Origin of the sequence: Spirosoma sp. 209 (assembly GCF_002006735.1) — a bacterium.
GTDB classification, from domain to species: domain Bacteria; phylum Bacteroidota; class Bacteroidia; order Cytophagales; family Spirosomataceae; genus Spirosoma; species Spirosoma sordidisoli.
Window position 1 is genome coordinate 537,802 of record NZ_MVEC01000001.1, and the last position, 20,953, is coordinate 558,754.

Annotated in this window: 15 protein-coding genes; 4 read left to right on the forward strand and 11 right to left on the reverse strand. The window is 58.5% G+C overall.

Translation table 11 applies throughout. The annotated features are described in order from the left end of the window. Positions 1–5: 5 nt before the first annotated feature. From B1C80_RS02375 to B1C80_RS02395, 5 genes are read right to left on the reverse strand one after another with little or no spacing between them, the layout of a single operon-like run. A complete protein-coding gene (locus tag B1C80_RS02375; protein WP_077919432.1) occupies positions 6–3,167 on the reverse strand; it encodes a hypothetical protein in 3,162 nt (1,053 codons plus the stop codon). Beyond that, positions 3,164–4,324: an SIR2 family protein gene (locus B1C80_RS02380; protein ID WP_077919433.1), complete on the reverse strand. Its 1,161-nt coding sequence runs from the start codon at positions 4,322–4,324 to the stop codon at positions 3,164–3,166. Before B1C80_RS02380 ends, B1C80_RS02375 begins: the two co-directional genes overlap by 4 nt. A gap of 10 nt (positions 4,325–4,334) precedes the next feature. Continuing rightward, a complete protein-coding gene (locus tag B1C80_RS02385) occupies positions 4,335–5,357 on the reverse strand; it encodes a serine protease (RefSeq protein ID WP_077919434.1) in 1,023 nt (340 codons plus the stop codon). Between the two features lie 11 nt (positions 5,358–5,368). Next, complete coding sequence (locus B1C80_RS02390; protein WP_077919435.1) at positions 5,369–6,523, reverse strand: hypothetical protein; 1,155 nt, start codon at positions 6,521–6,523, stop codon at positions 5,369–5,371. Between the two features lie 4 nt (positions 6,524–6,527). After that, a complete protein-coding gene (locus B1C80_RS02395) occupies positions 6,528–8,189 on the reverse strand; it encodes a S8/S53 family peptidase (protein WP_077919436.1) in 1,662 nt (553 codons plus the stop codon). Positions 8,190–8,514: 325 nt separating this feature from the next. Here B1C80_RS02395 and B1C80_RS02400 point away from each other — a divergent pair, with 325 nt between their 5' ends. Continuing rightward, the gene (locus tag B1C80_RS02400; protein ID WP_077919437.1) at positions 8,515–8,967 is read left to right on the forward strand and encodes a lipocalin family protein; all 453 of its coding nucleotides are present in this window, start codon (positions 8,515–8,517) and stop codon (positions 8,965–8,967) included. A 55-nt stretch (positions 8,968–9,022) separates the two neighbouring features. Here B1C80_RS02400 and B1C80_RS02405 read toward each other — a convergent pair whose 3' ends face one another. The 3 genes from B1C80_RS02405 to B1C80_RS02415 form a co-directional block, all read right to left on the reverse strand. Beyond that, positions 9,023–9,382, reverse strand: coding sequence for an MmcQ/YjbR family DNA-binding protein (locus B1C80_RS02405; RefSeq protein ID WP_077919438.1), 360 nt, complete (start codon positions 9,380–9,382; stop codon positions 9,023–9,025). 196 nt (positions 9,383–9,578) lie between these two features. Next, on the reverse strand, positions 9,579–10,475 hold the full coding sequence (locus B1C80_RS02410) for an aromatic alcohol reductase (RefSeq protein ID WP_077919439.1): 897 nt from the start codon (positions 10,473–10,475) through the stop codon (positions 9,579–9,581). Between the two features lie 179 nt (positions 10,476–10,654). Beyond that, complete coding sequence (locus B1C80_RS02415; protein ID WP_077919440.1) at positions 10,655–11,518, reverse strand: AraC family transcriptional regulator; 864 nt, start codon at positions 11,516–11,518, stop codon at positions 10,655–10,657. Positions 11,519–11,718: 200 nt separating this feature from the next. On the opposite strand from B1C80_RS02415, the gene B1C80_RS02420 reads away from it, so the two are divergent. The 3 genes from B1C80_RS02420 to B1C80_RS02430 all read left to right on the forward strand — a co-directional run bounded on the left by B1C80_RS02420 (position 11,719) and on the right by B1C80_RS02430 (position 16,734). Continuing rightward, positions 11,719–12,408, forward strand: a complete 690-nt coding sequence (locus B1C80_RS02420) for a DUF1080 domain-containing protein (protein WP_077919441.1) — start codon at positions 11,719–11,721, stop codon at positions 12,406–12,408. Between the two features lie 47 nt (positions 12,409–12,455). After that, positions 12,456–15,323 carry a PVC-type heme-binding CxxCH protein gene (locus B1C80_RS02425; protein WP_077919442.1) on the forward strand — a complete coding sequence of 956 codons (2,868 nt, stop codon included), beginning with the start codon at positions 12,456–12,458 and terminating at the stop codon, positions 15,321–15,323. Between the two features lie 163 nt (positions 15,324–15,486). After that, positions 15,487–16,734 (forward strand): VCBS repeat-containing protein, encoded by a 1,248-nt coding sequence (locus B1C80_RS02430; protein ID WP_077919443.1) that lies wholly within the window; start codon positions 15,487–15,489, stop codon positions 16,732–16,734. 184 nt (positions 16,735–16,918) lie between these two features. Here the strand turns inward: B1C80_RS02430 and B1C80_RS02435 are convergent, their stop codons facing one another. The 3 genes from B1C80_RS02435 to B1C80_RS02445 all read right to left on the reverse strand — a co-directional run bounded on the left by B1C80_RS02435 (position 16,919) and on the right by B1C80_RS02445 (position 20,780). Continuing rightward, the gene (locus tag B1C80_RS02435; RefSeq protein WP_077919444.1) at positions 16,919–17,923 is read right to left on the reverse strand and encodes a Hint domain-containing protein; all 1,005 of its coding nucleotides are present in this window, start codon (positions 17,921–17,923) and stop codon (positions 16,919–16,921) included. 18 nt (positions 17,924–17,941) lie between these two features. Continuing rightward, positions 17,942–19,501, reverse strand: a complete 1,560-nt coding sequence (locus B1C80_RS02440; protein ID WP_077919445.1) for a flavin monoamine oxidase family protein — start codon at positions 19,499–19,501, stop codon at positions 17,942–17,944. A gap of 109 nt (positions 19,502–19,610) precedes the next feature. Then, on the reverse strand, positions 19,611–20,780 hold the full coding sequence (locus B1C80_RS02445; RefSeq protein WP_077919446.1) for a histidinol-phosphate transaminase: 1,170 nt from the start codon (positions 20,778–20,780) through the stop codon (positions 19,611–19,613). Positions 20,781–20,953: the final 173 nt, after the last annotated feature.

The window sequence follows — 20,953 nt, forward strand, 5'->3', positions numbered from 1 at the left end:
TCGGGCTACTGGCCACCAGATCCTGTACTTCGCTCCCGGATCGTGCCGCACTCCTCCTCCAGCTTTTTTGTCTTCAGCAAACCAAACTGCTTCCGCTGGGCTTCCGTCAGGGCCGGGTATACGTACTGACACAGATAGGCCGGCCTGTTTTTGTCCTGGTCGATAAAGAAACACCAATATTCGGGGTCGGTTCCGGCCTTCAGGATACGATCGCCCAGCCTGATCCGGACCAGATCGCCCAGTATCGACATCCGCCCAAACGGCTTCGGCGCTCCTTGCTGAGCCAGCGTCGACGACTGCCCGGTCTGAAGGTCAATGACCCGAAGGCTATCCCGGTACAGAACCAGCAGGTGCGAATCGGTTCGCCCGTCGGCGGCATAAAACAAGATATCGGAACGAGACGGGACCGATAGCAGCGACAGGCTGATCAGACTGTCGGCCCGCATGTCGCGCACCACGAGCTCCCCATTCCGCTGCCGGAACAGGCCGTGCGATGTACCGATCAATACCGGCGAGAACAGACCGGGCCAGGGCGTAAGCGTCCGCTGCCCCGCCAGATCGTAGCGCACGGGCTTCCCCGGGAACGAACGGGTCGTATAGATCAGCTGGCCCAGTGCCGGATAAACCCAGTGCTGAGCCGCCTGAGGTACCCATAACGTACGCTGGTTCAGACGCAGGCTGATTACGTGCAGGGCGCTGTTCATACCCGCCTTGCCGGGCTGCTGCGTATGAATCAGTACCGCCGACTCGTCGGGAGAAAAAGCCTGGATCGTGATGAGCTCGAACGGCTCCAGCCGCGGCCCCAGCAAACGTACCGTTCCCTGACCCAGGTCATATACCACCAGCTGATCGTTCGTGACGACAGCCAGCCGATTGCCCGACATAGACAGCTGATAGGCCGCCACGCTGGTGAGCCGGTACCGCATAACGTTCTGACGAAGGTCATAGACCCACAAGCGATCCTGACTGCTGACAACCACCGACGGAGCAACTCCATTGACGAAGCTGACGCTGAACTCGGCCCGCGAAAAATCGGGCGAATCGACCGACAGCGTTTCCAGAAAGTGGCAGACCTCATCGGTGGGTTTGCCGGTCAGCTGGTACAGATGCGCCTGCTGATAGTTGTCGACCACCACCGCGTATCGACCATCGTCCGACAGCGCCGTAGCCGATGTATGCGCAACCGCCATCGGAGCCAGCAGATTGTCCTGCCCGGTTTTCAGATCGATAATCCGAAGCCTGTAGCCCGGCACCGTATCTTTCTGATAGACCGCCAGCGAGTGGCCAGCCAGCCGAAACGCAGCGGCACGGGCCTTGTAAACGATCGTATCGGGCCGACCGGGCCGCCGTTGTCGTATTTCGAGCGTTTCGTCGGCGTAGAGCGTGCCTACGTAAGCCCGACTGGCACTCATGCGCACATCCCGCCCTACATAAGCCGCAAACGGCCGCTGGCCGATACTGTCGATCTCGTTCCAGAGCCGGAAGGCAACTCCATGCCGACCGCGTTCGTACTGCGGCAGGGCCGATGCATGAATAGCGCTGGCAAACAGACGCTTGTTCTGTCGCGAGGTTTTGTACCAGTACAGAAACGACACCAGCGCCCCTACCGACACCAGCGCGAAGAAATACGTCAGCCGTTTGTAGCGCCGACGGCTTAGGTTGGCCTGACTCAGCAGGTCAGCGTTGGCCGCCTGCAGGGCCATGATTCTGGTAAGCTGCGCGTCTTTTTCCCGTTCCAGCTGAATGGCCAGTTCTTTGGCCCGTGTTTCCCGTTGCAGCTTGATGGCCTGTTCGCGCAGTTCGCGGTCTTTACGGGCGCTTTCTTCGCGCAACTGTCGGCGCTTGACGAGCGCTTCGCGCAGGCTGCGTACCTTCTCGACCGGTTCGACCAGCGAGTCGTGACTGAGTTCGTAAGTTTCGCCGAGGTGGGTCGTTTCGCAGCGGATGAGCCGGGCCAGTTGCAGCTTCTGAATGATCTGTTTTTTATGCTCGTCCGGGAAATCGCCCAGTAAACGGAGCATTTTGGCTTTCGACAGCCCAACGCGCCGGCCGCCTTCTACCAGTTCGTTCTCGATGATGTGGCTGGCGGCAGCGCGTTCCGGGCCGTCGCCCACTGTCCGAAGCTGGGTTCGGTAAAACTTGTCCAGGATCCGGTTGATCTCTTTCTCGCCCGAAATAACCGACCGGTCAACCAGGGCGGTGAAGGGTTCAGTACGGGCCGCGCTTTCCCGAAACTCCTCCTTCAGCCGACTCTCTACATGCTGACAGACAATCTGGAGCTGCGATCCTTCGATCTCGCAGTTTTCGTTGCTGAGCGTGCGGATAATCTCTTCGCGAACCACCGGATCGAACGAAAAGGCAGGCGTAGCAAACGGTCCTTCGGTCTGGTCCAGCCGGGCGGGCAGGTCGATGGCATCGCGGGCGGCTTCTTCGCGCAGCGGCCCCAGTTCGTAGCGGTTGCGCAAAATCAGGGTGATGTACGGCTTCAGGCTGTGCATCTCGGCCAGCCGATCTGACCGGATCGCCATGATGCACTTCACGGCAGGCTGGCGGCTCCAGGCAATGGCCGCGGGGGTGCGGTCGGCGGCTGGCAGATCGAGGAGCCAGTTGATCACGCGGGCCGGGGCCTGGTCGTGCATCAGCTCGGCCAGCTGCGACGCAAACGCCTGCTGGTCGGCCAGCGGATAGGCAAAGAACTCTTCGAACTGATCGAAGACCAGGATCGGAATAAGCCCGTTCGGAAAGGGCCGGGCCCGCAGCTGCTCCCAAAGTTTCGGGTTGGCGGCATCGAATGGTATGGTAACGGCCGGTTCGGGCAGGCCCGCCTGCTGCCAGGCTACCGACCAGGATTCGGTCAGTATATCATGCAGGACCTGGAGCGGCACGTGTCCACCCGATTCGGCGGTGTCTTTGGCATTCTCCTGCTGAAACCGGACCCGAATCGGGTAATATCCCAGCGGCATCAGCTTCGGGAACAGACCCGCGCTCAGCAACGAGCTTTTGCCAAGGCCCGACTTCGAGAACAACACAACCACCTGCTCGGCCCGAACCAGCTGAAGCAGCTCGGCCGTTTCGCGGCTGCGCCCGAAAAAAATCCGGTGTTCGTCGGCCTCGAATGAGCACAGGCCCGGGTAGCGGTCTTTGGTAGCGGGTCGGTCGGGATTCATGGCATCGGCAGCTGCTCATATTCGGCCTGTAAACTCCGCAGAAAGAGCCCCAGATCATCGTCGATGAAATAGCACTTGAACTCCTCTTCGAAAAACTCCCGGTTAAACTGTTTATAATCCAGCCCTTTCGGAAATATGGAAAACGCCCTGTCTTTCTGCTTGATCAGCTTCAGAACCGTCTGAAACACAATCTTGACGTACCACTGATCGAAGTCGAACCCCAGAAATAGGTACGACTTCGGACTATCCTCGCCGGCCGTAAACTCTTCCATCACCTGCGGATCGAGGGCCGGGTTTCGGTTCAGGATCCGGTTCGTAAAATCGAGCAGCTGGCTCTCGGTCAGGATCATGGACGGCCGGTCGCCGAACCACCCAAAAATATTGTAGAGCAGCAGCTGACCCGGCTCGAGCGGTCGCGGGCCCGTGGGTGGTAACCCGTCCTGGGCATTGGCCAGGCTGTAGTAGCGATGCACGCACCGGCCCGGCGTCTGCTGATTCAGGAGCGTTGCCAGTTCGTTGTCGGGGTTGGTGTTGATCACGATGCGGAACGGCAGCTGCGCCAGCAGTTCGTACAGGCGCGTGTCGGGCTGGCAGGTTTCGTAGAACTCCTGCGCCAGCTTGGCCTGCATACCCGGAATGTTCTGGGTCAGGTCGCTGTAGCGCTGCGCGATATAGGCCAGGTTAGACGCTTCGCGCTCGTCGTAATAGATGTTCTGCTGCTGCATATCGCTGGCCAGCGCCTTGGCAAATGCCCGGTTGAAGGTGGTCGTCTGCAACGGCCCGCCGTCGGCTTCCTGCACCTCACAGAGCAGCGTTCCCGGCCCCAGAAACAACAGGCAATGCCCATCCCGGATCGACTGGGCCAGCTTCCGGAGCCGCTCCGGAATACCCGTTTCCAGCTCGCGGAGCCAGTCGGGGTATTCGGTATCGTCGGGGTGCTGGGTAGCCACCTGTTTAACCAGGGGCAGGAGCCGGTTGCTCTTTTCGGCCTTCAGAATAATCTTCTCCCACAGATCGATGGGGGGCGTTCCGTTGAAGGGAATACTCAGCGTGTTGATCCCAGCCACCGTGGCTACCTGCCGGGCTGCGTCGGGCTGCTGGTACTTCTGCGCCAGAGAAATTTTCAGCCGGAACCGTTCGCGGGGAGTCAGTGGCATACCGGTATGGTTAAGCGATCAGCTGATCGAAGGCTTCCTTGACCCGCAGGCCGTTGATCCCCTGGTTACGCACAACGGTCTGGCTCGACTCGGGATCGACCAGCTCGCCACCGGCATGGTGCAGCGCCACGACCTGCCAGGCCGAGTTGAATACGGGCGAGCCCGACGAGCCGGGCAGCGTATCGGTCAGGTACTGCACCACCTGCTCGTCGACTCCCGTTACCACGTTATGATACAACGCAATCTGTTTGGGGCCGCCCGCCGGGTGCTGAATGATGTTGACAAAATCTTCTTTTTTAGCCGCCGTCGGGCTGAACGTCAGCGTCCCGTATTTAGCCGCCGGATTCCCTTTCACCTTTACGATCGTATAATCGAGCACGGCGGTTTCGGGCCGGTCGGTGCTGGTCGTAAAGGCCGCGTCGGGGTCGAGGCTGAACTCTTCCAAGGGCGCATCCAGCCCCTGCAGTGTCTTCTGGAAGTTAAACTGAAGCACCGACTGCCGCGCCGTGTCGATGCTGTCGATGACGTGGTTGTTGGTGATCACGTAGTTGTCGCCCACCAGAAAGCCGGTCCCCAGCCCGGCGGGGGTAACCACGCGAACTACGGCGCGGGCGCAAACGAGGCCCTGTTCGAGAAAACTGATGGGCAGCAGCGTGCTCTTGCTACCCATGATTTTCTCGAGCCGTTTCTCCTCTACCGGCGGTACGGCCGCTACGGCTACGGGTTTGGGAGGCTCAACGGGCACCTGCCCTTTTTTCAGGTTCTCCAGGATACCTTTCAGCGTTTCATCTTCGGCGCCCATCTCGTTGGGGCTGGTCACGACTTCGAGCAGGGCGATGATCTTGTTCCAGTTGTTGGCCGTTGTGCGCGCGTAGTCGAGGATGTTAAACCACATAACGGCCGGGTTGCCGCTGATATCGATCTGCAGGGTGTTGTAGTTGGCCCGCTCCACAACCGCAATGGCTGCGTTCGGCTGCCGATAAAGCCGGGCCAGCCGGTAGTTCAGTATGGTAAGGGTCTCGTTCCAGTTCATACAGGGTAAGGTTATGGTAATAGGAGTTCGGGTTGTTTACCGGTCAGTTTGTCGATAAGCTCTTCCATTTTACCGGGCGTATCCACGCACCAGTCGACCAGTTGAGCAATCTGGTCAGTGGGTACTGAACTGGCGAAGGTGCCTGTTGGAAATCCCAGTTGGGTAGCCACCATGTTAATATTGGCCGTATCCCGATACGAGCGCGATAGCAGGCTCAGGATGTCGGCGCCCCGTGTACCACCGAAATACGTTTCCCGAATATTTTCCTTGAGTAGTTCGAGGTGAAACTGAGCTCCACTTCGGGCCTGCCGCAGTTGCAGGGGTGAGCTGTAGACAGCGTCGAAGAGCGGACTGACAGGGTCAGGGCTGATCAGATAGCGACCGTTGTAGCCGTACCTCGTTCGGTACATTTCAAAAAAATCGGCCACCTCCTGACGGCTGTCACCGGGGTATATTGTACGAAACACGTAGTCGTACTGCAACACGTCGTCTTTCACGTACTCGATCAGCGAATAGGGCTGATAGCCCGGCGCTTCTCGTTTACCGACCACCTGCACCTGCGACTCATCGTCGACGCAGAGATACGCACGCGGAATGTCTTTGACCGAGTCGAACCGCTGCTGCCACTCCTCTGTCATGAGCTGCCACCAGACCTCCGTCAGCGTCAGAACCAGGCCGGGTTCCAGACTGAGCCTGCGCCAGATCCGGTTCGATATCACCATCGGGATGCCGCCCGATACATCCCTGCCGCGAACCAGACAGGCTACCCGCTGTCCGCCCGGATCGGGTGCCAGTAGGTTCGTTCCGATACCACCCAGTACAAACTGTGACTTCCCAAAGGGGTCATAGATGGCTCGCCCGTCGGCCACCCGGATCCGGATTCGGGTGGCGTTCCCGCTCCAGAACAGGCCTGGCACCCGCGGTACCCAGTCGCTAAGCGTAAACTGATTCAGACTAACGGGAATATCGGCTGTGTTATCAGGATTAGCCAGTATCGTTCGCCAGAAATCGGATTCGTGCGTGACGTTCATCACGGACTGGGCCCGCCCGCCCGCCAGACTGGTGTCAAGCTGGTCAGCAACCGCATAATTTTCCAGCGTTTCGATCACGCGGGTGGCCTTGTAAGCATCAGCGAACGATTGGGCAGGTGACAGAGCCGGTAGCATAGGATCAGCGGATTACAGATTGAATAAACACTTTCAGCCGGAGCGAGGCTTCGGGCATGGCCAGCAGCGTGTCGAGAAAGAGACGCTGGTCAGCCGGGCTCAGGTCGTCGGGCTGCTTTTCTTCGTTGTCCAGCAGCTCCTGCAACCGGGGCGACAGCTGAATCAGTTGCTGCACTTCCGTTTCGAACATCATCTGCTCTTCTTCGTTCTCGGGCCGGGGCATGGTTTCGAGGGTCACAAAACCGGCCAGTATGCTCAGGATGGGCCAGGCCACCACATCGGCGGGGGTTTTGTGCAGCAGCGAAGCCGTGGGGGGTATGGCCAGCGCATCGGCGGCCTTCAGCACACCGTTGCCGAAATACAATCGAATGTCATTGTCGAAGCCGGGCGCTATCGCCTTGCGGGCCGACGTAAACAGGGCATGACGCGTAGCCTCTACCTGCTGCCAGCCGGGCAGGGCCGCCAGCTCATCGAAGTACTTCAGCCGGTACAGCGCTGCCGCTGCGGCCACCTGGGGCGTAGCCGCCGACGTACCGGCCCCGGCCAGACTGACCACATGATCGCAGCCGATCTTGGCCCAGGGCACATTCGGTGTAAAAGCGGCAATGGATCGGTCCATCAGCCGCCGTGGGCCGAAGTTACCCTGCATCAGACTGACCGGCGCGTCGGGCTGGTAGTAGGGCGACCCATCGAAGGTAACTCCGCAGGCCGCCGTAACCCGGCCAAACCGGGCGGGGTACACGAGCGTACGGGGGGTGGCCCGCCCGAAGTTGTTACCAGCCGCCGACACGATGAAGATGCCCCGCTCGTAGGCTTCGTTCACGACATCGGCCCAGGCGTTGGAAGCCAGCCCGCCCATACTCATCGTCACGACATGACAGCGGGTGGCGGGGTCGTCGTGGAGCCGGATTACATACTCCATGGCCTGCACAAACGCCCGCGACCGAAACAAAACAACGCTCCTGGCGATCCGGATGGGAACGATCTCGATGTGTTCGGCCAGTCCCAGACTATCGTCAAAACCGGCCTCATCGAGTCGAATTCGCTTGCCGGCCAGGATCGACAGCGTACCGGTTCCGTGGCCGGGCTGGTTGGTAGCGCCCCCCGACCGCGGGTCAACGGCCGAGTCGGGCGCTTCGCCCTCAATGAAATTGCGTTCCAGATCGTGCCGGATAATCGTATCCGGAAACGTGTGGTGCGTAGGGTCGTAGCCCGTGTCGAGATGAGCGATCCGCACAACCTGACCGGGCTGGGCGTTGATCTGGTCGCGGGCGGCTTTGAGCTGGGAAAAATCGCTGCCGAGGTGCCAGATTCGCTTTTCGGCCCGGCCGTCGCGGGTGGGGTAAGTCCAGTGTGGATCGTAATCGTTGTTACGGCTGCAGACATCGCCCGTATCGCCGAACGATTCGAGCTGCAGCAGCCGGTCGTCGTAGGCCGGGTTCCGGAACGGATAGTGGTTGATGTAATCGGGTTCTGCAAAGGCCACGCTGGACCGCTGGCGCGCCAGGTGCGCCCGATCCCAGGGGCTGGTTGCGGGAGCCGATTCGGCCGGAGTAAATCGTTCGGTAGCAGCCTCGGTCAGCAACGTAGCCGCATCGCCGTCAATAATGAGGCCATCCTGATAAATTTTCATCGTACTTCGGGCAAATGGTGTGTGTGTGTTCATGAATATGGATGAAATGAAGCCAGGATTTTTGCCTTATTTAGTAAACGGTAAATAACAGATATAGAATAGGTTACGTACACACTCGCAGCTACACATTAGTCGTCATTTGAGCCGTAAATGGAAATATGTTTCGCCATAATTTTTCGGCGGGCCGGTTCGCGTTCTGATTCCGGCTTACCGATGCATCGGTTGGCGGATAAACTGCGTACAGTAGGTATGGAAAGAAATTGGCCTTTCGCTAGTGTTCCGACGGGCTGTATTGATTTTTTTGTACTTTAGAGTCTCTTGTCTGTCTTTTCGATCAATCCATCAAAATGCATTGTCTATGAAGCGTTCCCTGTACGTGTTTTGTCTGCTCGGCCTCATCACGCTGTTAAATGCCTGTAAAAATGATGACCCGGCTCCGGTTTCACCCATTGTCGGCCGGTGGGAGCTGAGCCGGGGACTGCTTAGTGGATTTCCGGCTTCCTCAAACATCAACGGAGCAGCTATCGATCTGTATTATTTCGAGTCGCTCGGCTCAACCATCGACATCTACGCGGATAATACCTTCAACACCAATTACAAAAACGTTACGGTCGATGATGCCCCCGGCACCTGGGAGTTCTCGAACAATAGCCTGACCCTGAAGTATGACACCGGCGATCAGGATGTATATACGTACTCGAAAAACAAAAACATTGAAGAGCTGACCTTAACGACACCCGTCAGCTATACTCTGCCTGTTTCCTCGACGGCAACGGTCCAGGGTCAGATAACTACGATATATAGAAAATAGGCATCTGCTTACGGTCTATAAAAAAAGCGTCCTGACAGGTGTCAGGACGCTTTTTTTATAGAATTGACTCGTCGGGCCCGGGTTCCAGCAGCGCCGATAATCGTTTGGGCGCAACCTCCCGGTAGGCGGCCGACAGGGCGTCGAGCAGGGTTTCTTCAGCTACCTTACCCAGACTGACCAGGGTCCAGCCCTGGCGGCCCCACTTATTCGGTACGGGGTAGATAACGGTCCGGTCGAAGGTCGAGAACAGGTCCTGATCCCGCTCGGACAGTTTGAGGCAGACCCGATTCTCTTTCTGGTTCAAAGTCACGACGACTTTCTTCGCGACTTTGAACGATGTTTTGTCGAAATGGGGGGCCTCCGTCATTTCGGGAAACGACAGGGCCATTTGGCGGAATCGTTCGATGGAAACCATATGATGCGTTTGCGGGTGATTTGACGCTAAATACGGCAACCCTGGTCAACTTTGGCCTCTGCCGACGAACAAACTAGTTCACCCGGTCCTGGTGGCGACACGTCAATCGGCGGGGTGACCTGTCAAAAAAAACCTGCCGGGCCAAAATTTCTGCGGGACAGCATGTCAATTTCCCGTTCCCAACGCCCTTCATCACTTATCGACGTCCGCGACTTGCCGACAAAATCTCCTGTACGCTTGTCCACTGAATGGCGGGATAGCGGTCGTTGTCGAGCGGTTGGTTCTGGGCGCTGAACATGCTGTGCATATACTGACTTTGCTGCCAGCTGGGGTAGACCTCCTGCTCGCCCTCCGGATGCGCAGCCCGTTCGCGCTGGTTGTAGGCCGCCAGTTCATCCCGACTCCCCAGCCGAACGACCTCAAACCGCTGACCGGTCATCTCGCCGGCCACCGCAGCCAGCTCGTTGGGGCTGATCTGAAAACTGGCAATCCGGAGTATACGGGGCGTACTAGCGTCCAGGGCAGCCTCGGCCGTATAGGCGGCCGTATTGTCCATGGTCGTGAAGTCAATGCGCCAGTCGGCATCTTCCCAGTAGGTTACCTGTTTTTTCTCGAAATTGAGCAGCGGGATGTAGGCCAGCATATCGGCAAAGGCGCCGTTCAGAACGGACGTAGCCGCAATAGGAGCCTGGTCGAGATGGGTCTTGAAGTCCCGCCGTAGATCGAAATTGCGGTTGTAGCCCTCGGCAATCTGCGTGTAATCGCTCGAAAAATCGGACGGAATAAAGCGCGGCACCCCAGCCGCCACGGCCGCTTCGAGCAGCTTCGACTGGGTATCGATCAGCACATCGCCCAGCCCCTGAATGGCCGAGACAACGCACGAAACACCTTCGCACGCGCTGGTCAGTTGAGCCAGATCGTTCATATCGACCCGAAAAACGCGTACGCCCCGCTGCTCGAGTTCCTGTACTTTATCATCGTCGGAGCTGAGCCGAACCAGCGCCCGAACGTCCGCACCCCGATCGAGCAGGGCGTTGATGATTCGTCCGCCCAGATTACCGGTTCCGCCCGCTACCAGAATTGTTGTTGCCATTGCCTGTTTCGTGATTTGCTTGTGTTGATATATGTTGCAGCGACAAAGGTCTGACCGGCCACGCAGACCGACCGGCGAATTCCTGCTTTCTTTCGGCTATATCCTGCTTTTCTTCGGCTTCGTGAACGATCGGCAACAGCGCTGCCACCCAGAACCCGCCCCGTGTCGATACCGTGACCTCAGCGAGCCTGTCCCCGCCTGAAAGCGCGCGGACTCACCCCCATCGCGCGTTTGAACGCGACCGAAAACTGGGTGGATGAGTTGAACCCCAGGGCATCGCTGATGTCGGTTATGGAGGCCATGTCGGCTTGCAACAGTTGGCAGGCCTGTCTGATTTTCCAGCCGATTACGTACTGATACGGCGACTGACCCGTAGTGCGCTTAAAAAGACGGGCAAAATGGAACACGCTGAGGTTAGCCAGCCCCGCCAGTACATCGAGCGTTACGGGCTGATCGGCACGGGCTTCCAGATAGGCATCGATACGATGTAGTACCGCTTCCGGCAACCGCCGTCCCGGTTCCGTGCGTGGCTGACAGGTAGCATGGTGTTCGATAAGGTGATAACACAACGCATTGGTCAGCGACTCGACGTAGAGCAGGCCCAGGGCGTGCTGGGTACCAACCGCGTTCAGCAGTTGCCGCCCCAGCTCACTCAGCAGCGCATCTTCGAACTGAAACCGGTCGTGGAGGCTAAATAAACCGATGTCCATCCCCTGCCGGGCCAGCCGTTCCAGATGCTGACCATCGATAGACAGATGAATGGTATCGGCCGGGCCGGTCCAGGCTACCCGGCCGTACTCTCCGCCGGGATAGAGACCTAAGTCTCCCGTGCGGAATACGGCCTGCTGCAGCTGACTTCCTTTTTGCCGCTGGGCCAGTACCGGAGCGTCCATCTGGTGCAGCATCAGCAGGTGCTGCTCGTGATAGTGCGGGGGCAGCTCCATGGCTTCCAGCTGATAGCGCTCTACCCGTACGCCCTGCCAGGCCAGCGTTTCGCTGGTTACCAGCGCGGGGCGGGTGTAAATCTCGGAAACGTATTTCATCGGGGCCGGGCGATGCCACAAAAGCACCACCCGGTTTATCAACCCGTTTGCAGCCGGTTAGTTATGCCAACATCCGGATTCAGGGCTACCGATGTGTTTGACCCCGAAACGTATAATCGAATCATGGATGAGTAATAGAAATAACGTTTAGCCCTTTATACACTATCTGTTTCAGGGGTTACCCGCTTGCTATCGACAGGATGCACCCAGACCAACAGCCTCATCCCTCCCGGCCCGTTCTGTCGAACGGGCTGCTGGCCATCTGCCTCGCGATACTGATGCAGGCGGGCAGCCTGGGCCCTGCTTCGGCCCAGTCGACGGTAAAAGCCGTTTCGCTGTTCGATGGAAAGACCCTCAACGGCTGGAAAACCGTCGACCCCACCCATGCCCGCCTGTGGTACGTGGCCGACAGCGCTATCCGGAGCGGGGATGGCGTCAGGAAAATACCCGCCAATACGTATCTGCATACCATCAACCAATACGGCGACTTTGAGTTTCGCTGCCTCTTTCGGCTGTCGGGCAATCCGGCAACGGGCATGATCAACAGCGGTATCCAATACCGGTCGGTGCTGCAGGGCGACTCGATCGTTGGCTACCAGGCCGACATAGGCACCGGCTACTGGGGCGACATCTACGACGAACATCGGCGGGGAAAACTCGTCGGTGGCGATCTGAGTACGCTGAAACGTATCCTGAAGGAAGACGGCTGGAACAGCTACATCATCCGCTGCCGGGGCAACCGACACGAACTGTACATCAACGGCGTCAAAACCGCCGATTATACCGAAACCAACAGCCGGATTCCGCAACGCGGGGTCATTGCTGTTCAGATCCATAGCGGAGGAGCGGCCCAGGTCGAATTTCGCGACCTTACCCTGACCGAACTCTGACCGCCCGTAGTAGTGCTGCTCCGTATCTGTTAGACGCGACATACCCCATGAACAAACTCACTTTCCTGTTCCTCCTCACCGGTTCGCTGTCTCTGACCAGGCCAGACAGCACGGCCCAGACCCCAGCCAGCAAGCCCGGCCAGGACACCGAAAAAGTAGACCGCGACTATGCCCTCGAAGCCACGATGCTCGGCTATTTTGCCAAAGACGGCGCCCGCAACCCGACCTTGCGTGCCAACAAAGGCGACCGGGTCCGGATTACGATTACCAACGGCGAGCTGATGACGCACGATATCGCGCTGGAAAAACTCGGCATCAAAAGCAAAACCCTGCAGGAAAAAGGCACCAGCACCAGCATCACCTTCAAAGCCGACAAAAGCGATACGTACTTCTGCACCGTGCCGGGCCACCGGACGGCTGGTATGGTCGGCACGTTCGAGGTGGTTGAAGGCGCCATTGCTACCGCAACCGTGGCCGGCCAGCTGCCGATGCGAAACGGCAAACCCATGAACCTGAATTTCGAGACCGGCACCCTGACCGACTGGACCGCCACCGGCGATGCCTTTGCGAACGCCCTAATCGATCAGGACCCGTCGCCGGTACACGAGAAAGACATGACCATCGGCTTCGGCGGCAAGTACTTCCTGAGCAGTGGCGGCACGGTAAACGCGAAGCAGACCGGCACCCTGACCTCGGCGCCGTTTCGGGTCACGCAGCCCTTTGCCGCCTTCCGGGTGTCGGGTGGTGCGTTGCTGGATACGCGGGTCGAGCTGGTACAGGCCGGTACGAACAAGGTCATTTTTCATAGCACCGGCCAGGGACGCGCCACGCTTCAGCCGGTTGTGGTCGACCTGCAGGCCTATCAGGATCAGGACATATTTATCCGGATTATCGACAACGAGACCGGTATTTCGCAGATTCCGTATATCCCGCACGACAAGTGGGCGCATATCAACTTCGATGAGTTTCTGTTTTACCCGACCCGGCCGGTATTCGCCAACGAGCTGAAACAGAAAGACATCATTATTCTGCCGCCCCTCGACCCGGTGCTGAACGCCGGGCTGTCGGGTATCGAGGCAGCCAAAGCCATGACCCTGCCCACGGGCTTTCGCATTACCCTGGCCGCTGCGGAGCCGGACATTGTAAAACCTATCTGCTTCACGTTCGACCCGCGCGGCCGGCTGTGGGTAGTTGAGTCGCATACCTACCCCGTTCCGGCTCCCGAAGGCCAGGGCCGCGACCGCATCCTTATTTTTGAAGATACCAACGGCGACGGCACGCTCGACAAGAAAAAGGTCTTTGCCGAAGGTCTGAACCTGGTCAGTGGTATCGAAGTGGGGATGGGGGGCGTATGGCTTGGCGCGGCTCCGTACCTGTTGTTCATCCCGGCCGACTTCAAAACCGATAAGCCCGCCGGCCCTCCCCAGAAGATGCTCGATGGCTGGGGCACCGACGATACGCACGAGGTGCTGAACAGCCTGCGGTGGGGACCGGATGGCTGGCTGTACGGCACCCACGGTGTCTTTACGCACTCGAACGTAGGCAAGCCCGGCGCGCCCGATGCCGAACGAACCAAACTCAACGCCGGCGTATGGCGGTTTCATCCCACGACCCACCGGTTCGAACTCTTTTCGGAAGGCACCAGCAACCCCTGGGGGCTCGACTTCAACGACTACGGCCACGCCTTCGTTACAGCCTGCGTTATTCCACATATGTACAACATGATTCAGGGCGGGCGTTATTTCCGCCAGGCCGGGAATCACTTCAACCCCTATACCTACGACGACATCAAAACCCACGCCGACCACGTACACTGGGTGGGCGAACGGGGGCCCCATGCGGGTAACTTCCGGTCAGCGTCGGCCGGAGGTGGTCATGCGCATGCCGGTGCCATGATCTACCTGGGTGGCGAGAGCTGGCCCCGCGAATACCGCAACGATATTTTCATGAACAATATCAACGGGGCCCGGCTCAACCGCGATCATCCGGCCCGCGCCGGGTCGGGCTACGAAGTAAACCACCGCCCCGATTTCCTGGTCATGAACGACTCCTGGTCGCAATGGCTGAACCTGAAATACGACCCCAGCGGCTCGGTATGGGCCATCGACTGGTACGACAAAAACCAGTGCCACAGCCCCAACCCCGACGTGCACGATAAGACGATGGGCCGGATCTTCAAGATCACCCACCAGAACGACAAATGGGTACAGGTCGACCTGGCCAGTGCCTCCAGCCGCGAACTCGTCAACTACCAGCTGCATTCGAACGAATGGTACGTACGGCAGGCCCGCACCCTGCTGCAGGAGCGCGGCCCCGACAAAAAAGTCCACAAAGCGCTGAAGGAAATCCTGACCAGCAACCCCGACCCGACCCGAAAGCTCCGCGCGCTCTGGGCCCTGCACGTCACCAAAGGCCTGAGTGAGAAGGAACTGACGGCCTTGCTGGCGCACGAGAACGAGTACATCCGAAGCTGGGCCATCCAGCTGCTGGCCGAGAACAAAGCGGTTTCGCCCGAGGGGCTGAAGCGGCTGGCGACCATGGCCCGGCAGGACAATTCAGCTCTGGTACGGCTCTATCTCACCTCAGCCATGCTCCGGCTCGAACCGGCGCAGCGCTGGGAGGTGATGGACGCCCTTGTGCAGCGGGTTGAGGATAAGGATGACCACAACCTGCCGCTGATGGTCTGGTACGCATCTGAACCGCTGGCCGCGCTCGACATGAAACGCGCGCTCGAGATGGCCCAGAAGTCTAAAATGCCCAAGCAACTGACCTATACGGTTCAGCGTATAGCCGCCATCGGTACCGACGATGCGAAGAAGCTACTCAAAGAGCTGAACGACCGCCTGGGCAAACGGGATCACTCGCCCGAAAACCACGAACTTCAGACGCTGATCGCCAAAGCCCTGGAAGACTAGAGACACTCGCCCGCTACCCCGGTCCGTGTCCCCACGGACCGGAAGCCCGAAACAATCACCCCACCCCGGTCCGTGTCCCCACGAACCGGAAACTCGAACCGATTACCCCGCAACTCCCTACGGTGTTATCTTTACACAACCCGATCAACAGCCCGGGCCGACTATGAAAAAGACCTTGATCATCACGACACTCCTGCTCGGCTGGCTTACCGGCGCACAGGGCCAGTCGAAATCACTGTTCAACGTACGCCGGCAGCAGGCCGCCAGCACAGCAACAACCCCACCCACACCGGCCAGGGCGGTTGTGCCATCGGGCGACTTCCGGAAAACGACGCTTACCCGCGATTTTCTGTCGGAGGGCGTAGCCGTAGCCGACCTGAACAAAGACGGCCGGATGGATATTGTGGCGGGCTATTACTGGTTCGAAGCACCCAACTGGACACGGCACGAAATGGCCCCATCCCGCGTTTTCGACCCGCGCAAAGAGTATAGCGAGTCATTCCTGAACCTGGGCATGGACGTCAATCAGGATGGCTGGGACGACGTGGTCATTGTCGACTTTCCTGGCAAACCCGGCTTCTGGTTCGAGAACCCGCAGGGAAAAACCGGCGCCTGGCCCAGGCATATCCTCGCCGATTCGATGGGTATCGCCAACGAGTCGCCGGGCTTTATCGACATCGATGGCGACGGCCGTCTCGATATCCTGTGTGGCGACCGGGCCAAAAAGCAGATTGTCTGGCTGAAAGCACCCGCCAAACCCGGCGAAACCGAGTGGAAACGGTTTGCGCTGAGCCAGGAGAACGTGCCCGGCACCGAGATTTTCTCGCACGGGATCGGCTATGGCGACGTCGATAAAGATGGGCTGAAAGACGTTGTGGTGCGGGAGGGCTGGTACAAAGGCACTACCGATATCAAGGGAGGCAACTGGGTATTCCACCCGGCTAATCTGGGCGAACCCTGCTCGCACATGCAGGTACTGGACGTCAACGGCGACGGCCGGAACGATGTGGTCAGTGCGTCGGCCCATGCACTGGGCATCTGGTGGCATGAGCAGGTAATCGACGAGCAGGGCCAGATCAACTTCAAAACGCACCTGATGAGCAACACCACGTCCCAGACTCACTCGTCGATCATGGCTGATCTGAACGGCGACGGTCGCGCCGATTATATCACCGGCAAGCGTTTTCTGGCCCATAACGGCCGCGACCCCGGCGACGGTGATTCACCCATTCTGCTGTGGTTTGAGTTTACGCCCGGCCAGGCTCCCTATTACAAAGAACACGTCATCGACACCGACTCCGGCGCGGGCCTCAACATCGTGGTACAGGACATGACTGGCGACAAAAAGCCGGACATCGTGATCGCCAATAAAAACGGCGTGTTCCTGTTCGAGAACCGGACAAAGAAATAACGCCCATCCCCCGCGTTGTCTGTCATCCGCTCTGTTTTCACGCGTTTTTGTCATCCCGACTAAGGACCGGGGGAGGCAAAAGACAGAGATAAAAAAAGAGACCCATCGGCCGACCGAGCAAAAAAAGCCGCTGCGCCCATCCGGACGGACGGGCGCAGCGGCCAGGTAGGTTAGGTTAGTCGTTTTATTTATCGAGTACTACGGTTCCGCCAACTACATAGGCGCCGGCTTCGGTAGCCAGCGAGTACACGCGGTCAACGGTACGAACGGCGGCTTCTGTCCGGACAACCCGGTACGCTTCGGCCCGACCGTTTTCGGTCCGGTACAGCAACTCGCCGGTAGTTACCTCACCCAGGGCTTTGCGGCCGGTAGCCGTCAAAACAGGGTGGTTCGCCGTGGCTTCGAACAGTACGGGTGCGGTGGGCTGAGCCTGCGTACCGGCCGTCAGTTCAGCCGCCGGGCTCAGCCATACACCAGCGATGGTAAATGAACCGGCTTCGTGGACGTTGAGCTTCGTAACCCGGGTTGGCAGAACGGTTTTGGTAGCGGCTGCATAGCCCTGGACCACATCACCGGCCTGTAGGGTGCTGATCGGTTTCGAGCTGCCGTTGGCCAGCGTTACGGGTGCGTCGGCGGCAAAGCAGAAGTTATACTCGTCTTTTTTCTTGTCGCCCCCCTCTTCACTTTTGCCGCTGCCACCGGCCAGCAGTCCGGCCATCTCGCGCGACAGCACAAACGTCAGCGTCGACATCAGCCCGGGCTCTTTCTCCCCTACGTATTTCAGGTCGTCGATGTAGGCGTCCCACGCTTTCCGATCGGCCGATGCGCCCGGAATGACGAACGACTTAACATCGCCTGACTTCTCGTTTTTGTAGATCGCCAGCAGTCCCAGCTCTTTGGTATCCTGGGCGGTAAAGACCTTGTAGAGGTAGATTTTCCGGGTAATTCCATCGCTGTAGGTGAAGACATAGGCCGGACGCTCCTCGTAACGGTCCAGGATGAACCCACCCGATTTGAAATAGGTGTCTTTGTCGAGGTTCGCAATTTTGATGGCTTTGACCGCCGTAGCCTGGTCGGCGGTCATGCCCATGCTGGTGGCAGTCGACTGCGCCCAGACGCGCTGGCTTAAGGTTTGCGTCGTAACGGCGCAGACAACGAAGAGCAGAATGGCAAATAGGTTAGTTTTCATAGTTGACTTGGTTGTTGGTTAGCCTACCCGGGCCGCAATGGCTTCGACCGTCCGGCGAGCCGACGTAAAGGCACCGGCCATCCAGGCGGTCAGGTAGGTTGTATGTTCACCGGCAAAATAGATGTTTCCATCGGGCTCCAGCAGGGCGGGGTAGTATTTCCTGCGGGTAGCGTCGTCGTAGGTAGCCCAGCCACCGGCGCTGTAGGGAAGCCGATGCCAGGCCAGCGAGAACGAATTCTCAAATTCGGCGGGGTACTGGGGGTGAATTTTACCGCCCTGCGCCAGCGCCAGCTTCTCGCGCTCGGCAACCGACATAGCCCCAACGGCTTCGGCCCGGCTGTAAAAGTTGTAATAGCCAATCAGCACCCCTTTGCGCCCCTGGAACCCGAACGACGGATACCAGATCTGGTTGATGTCCATGTTGGTACGCGAAATACCGCCGTATATCCAGTCGTCTTCTTCCCAGAAACGCCGTTTGAACTGCAGCCCGATCTTACCGGTTTTGATGTAGGGGACAAAATCGGCCGCGCGCTTGACGGTACCGGACAGATCGGACTCCAGATTCTTCAGCATCGGCAGCGGGAGCGTACAGACGCAGAATTCGGCGGTCAGCTCAGCGGGTTTTCCATTGCGCTGGTAAACGACCCGCACGCCCGATTCGGTCTTGCGCAACTCGGTAACGGGTGCGTTGAATACGATTTTACCGGCCAGTTTCTTCTCCAGTGCTTTCGGAATAGCATCCATGCCGCCTACCGGCTGAAGCAAGGTAGTCTGTTGTTCGTAGATGTAATCGCCAACGTTGTAGAATACGGGCTGGTTGAAGCCCGAGCGCAGCAGATCGGTCAGACCAAACGGGTCAGTCATCTCGCCGGGCGACTGGCCCGCACCGGGTTCGCGGCTGCTTTTATAGCCCCGCCGGTTGGTGCCTTTATACAGGTGGGCGGTGTTGAGGTCGCCTTCGTTTTTCAGAAAATCGACCAGTTTCTCGATGTCTTCTTTGGTCAGCTGCTGATCGAGAGCACTCTGGTCCAGCGACTTGGCCAGCAGCTCGGCCGTATAGCCGCGCATGTCGTTGTGATACTCTTTGATACGCAGCCGCCGGTTGGCCAGTGGGCCCGTGCCACCGTCGTTATAGAGATAGGCGGCTTCGTTATTCCCGTTAAAGATCTGAAGCGGCACCCCCAGCTCCCGGCAATACTGCAGGGTCAGCTGGTGATGGTGCGGAATACGGGCCGCTCCGCCGTTGAAGTAAAGTCCTTCTTCAAACTGGCAGCTCTGTGGCGTACCTCCACCCAGTTCCGTCTCGGCAGTACCGCCCCGAACCGTCCAGACGCGCCCACCCGAACGCCCCCGAGCCTCCAGCACGGTGCATTCATACCCCAGTTTCCCGAGTTCGTAGGCCGCGGCCATACCGGCCAGCCCGGCTCCCAGAACAACAACCTTACGCCCTTTTCCATCGCTGGTACGTCCGTTAGCAGGCAGGCTCAATGCCGAAGCGGGGGCTGGCTGCAGCAGACCCCATGCCAGTAAGCTAGCGTAACTGGCAGATGTTTGGTTAATAAAGTCACGACGAGTCATAGAACGGGGGAAGAGAGGAGCCGGGGGTGCTGAAGGAAGCGAGGAGGAGCGAATCGGCTGAACAATGTCCGGTGCCTCTCTCCTGCCCCTTCCTGCCTGACTCCTGTAATTAACCTACTACTTTTTTGAAGCTGTCCATGAACATGGCCATTTCATCCATAGTACCCACACTGACCCGGCAGTAGGGCTGGCCACTGAAATCACGCGTCTGGATACCGATGCCATTGGCAAACATCTGGCCCTCGAACGTTTTGGGCTTCATCCGGATGGGGAACAGGATGAAGTTGGCCGCTGACGGAATCACCTCGTAGCCCAGGGCGGTGAGGGCTTTGGTGGTAAAATCGCGGGCTTTGGCGTTTTCGGCCCGGCAGTGATCCTGCCATGCCTTGTCCTGGTAGCTGGCGATACCGGCCATGAGGGTGGTGATGCTTACCGCAAACTCGCCGTTGGTGTACGGCTTCAGCAGCTTCAGCATCTGCGGCTGTGCGATGGCATAGCCCAGCCGCAGACCGGCAAACCCGTGGATTTTCGAGAACGTACGGGCCAGAATAAGGTTCTGCCCTTCGGCCACCAGCTTACCCAGTTTGGGGCGGGCCGCCGGCTCGTAAAAGTCGATATACGCTTCGTCGACGAAGACCGGCACTTTGGGGGATACCTCTTTACAAAAAGCTTCCAGATCGGCCGTTGGCACAACGGTGCCGGTGGGGTTATTGGGGTTGACCAGATAAACCATTTTCACCTCGGGCGTCAGCTTCGACTTGATGGCGTTGAGGTCATACTGGTATTCTTTGGTCATCGGGATCGACACAATCTTGGCGCCCATGCGCTGCGCCCGCTCCAGCAGGTCGTCGTAGGTCATGGCACTGGTCAGGATGGTACCGCCCCCTTTGGCAAAGTGCGAAGCGGCTGCCATCAGAATGTCTGACGAACCCGGCGACATCATGATATGCCTGGCCGTTACGCCCTCGTCGGCCGCAATCAGGTTCTTCAGCTGGGCGAACTCCATCCAGGCGTATCGATTACCAATCTCGCTGGCTTTGATGAGAGCCTCTTTAGCACTGGGTGCAATACCCAGCGGGTTTTCGTTGGCCAGCAGCCGGGCCCGCAGCTTGGGCATCGTATCGGGAGGAGACGTCAACGGAGCAAACTCATTGACGAAGACCGAATGGCCGGGCATACGCTGCACATCGGCTTTAGCAACGCGTAAACCAGCCGTAAGTCCGGCGGTTAGTAACCCACTGGCCCGCAGCCAGTCACGACGAGTTAGAGATGACGACATGATATCTGTTTTATTTTTTTCAGATAAAATTAGACAATCTCCCGAGGACTTCAAAGACCGGACAGGAGTACTGCCAAAGGCCACGATATTAGGCAATAAACTAAAATAAACTATCGACTATAGGTGATTATTATTCGGCCTATTTAACTTTTCACAAAATATTATATTATTTT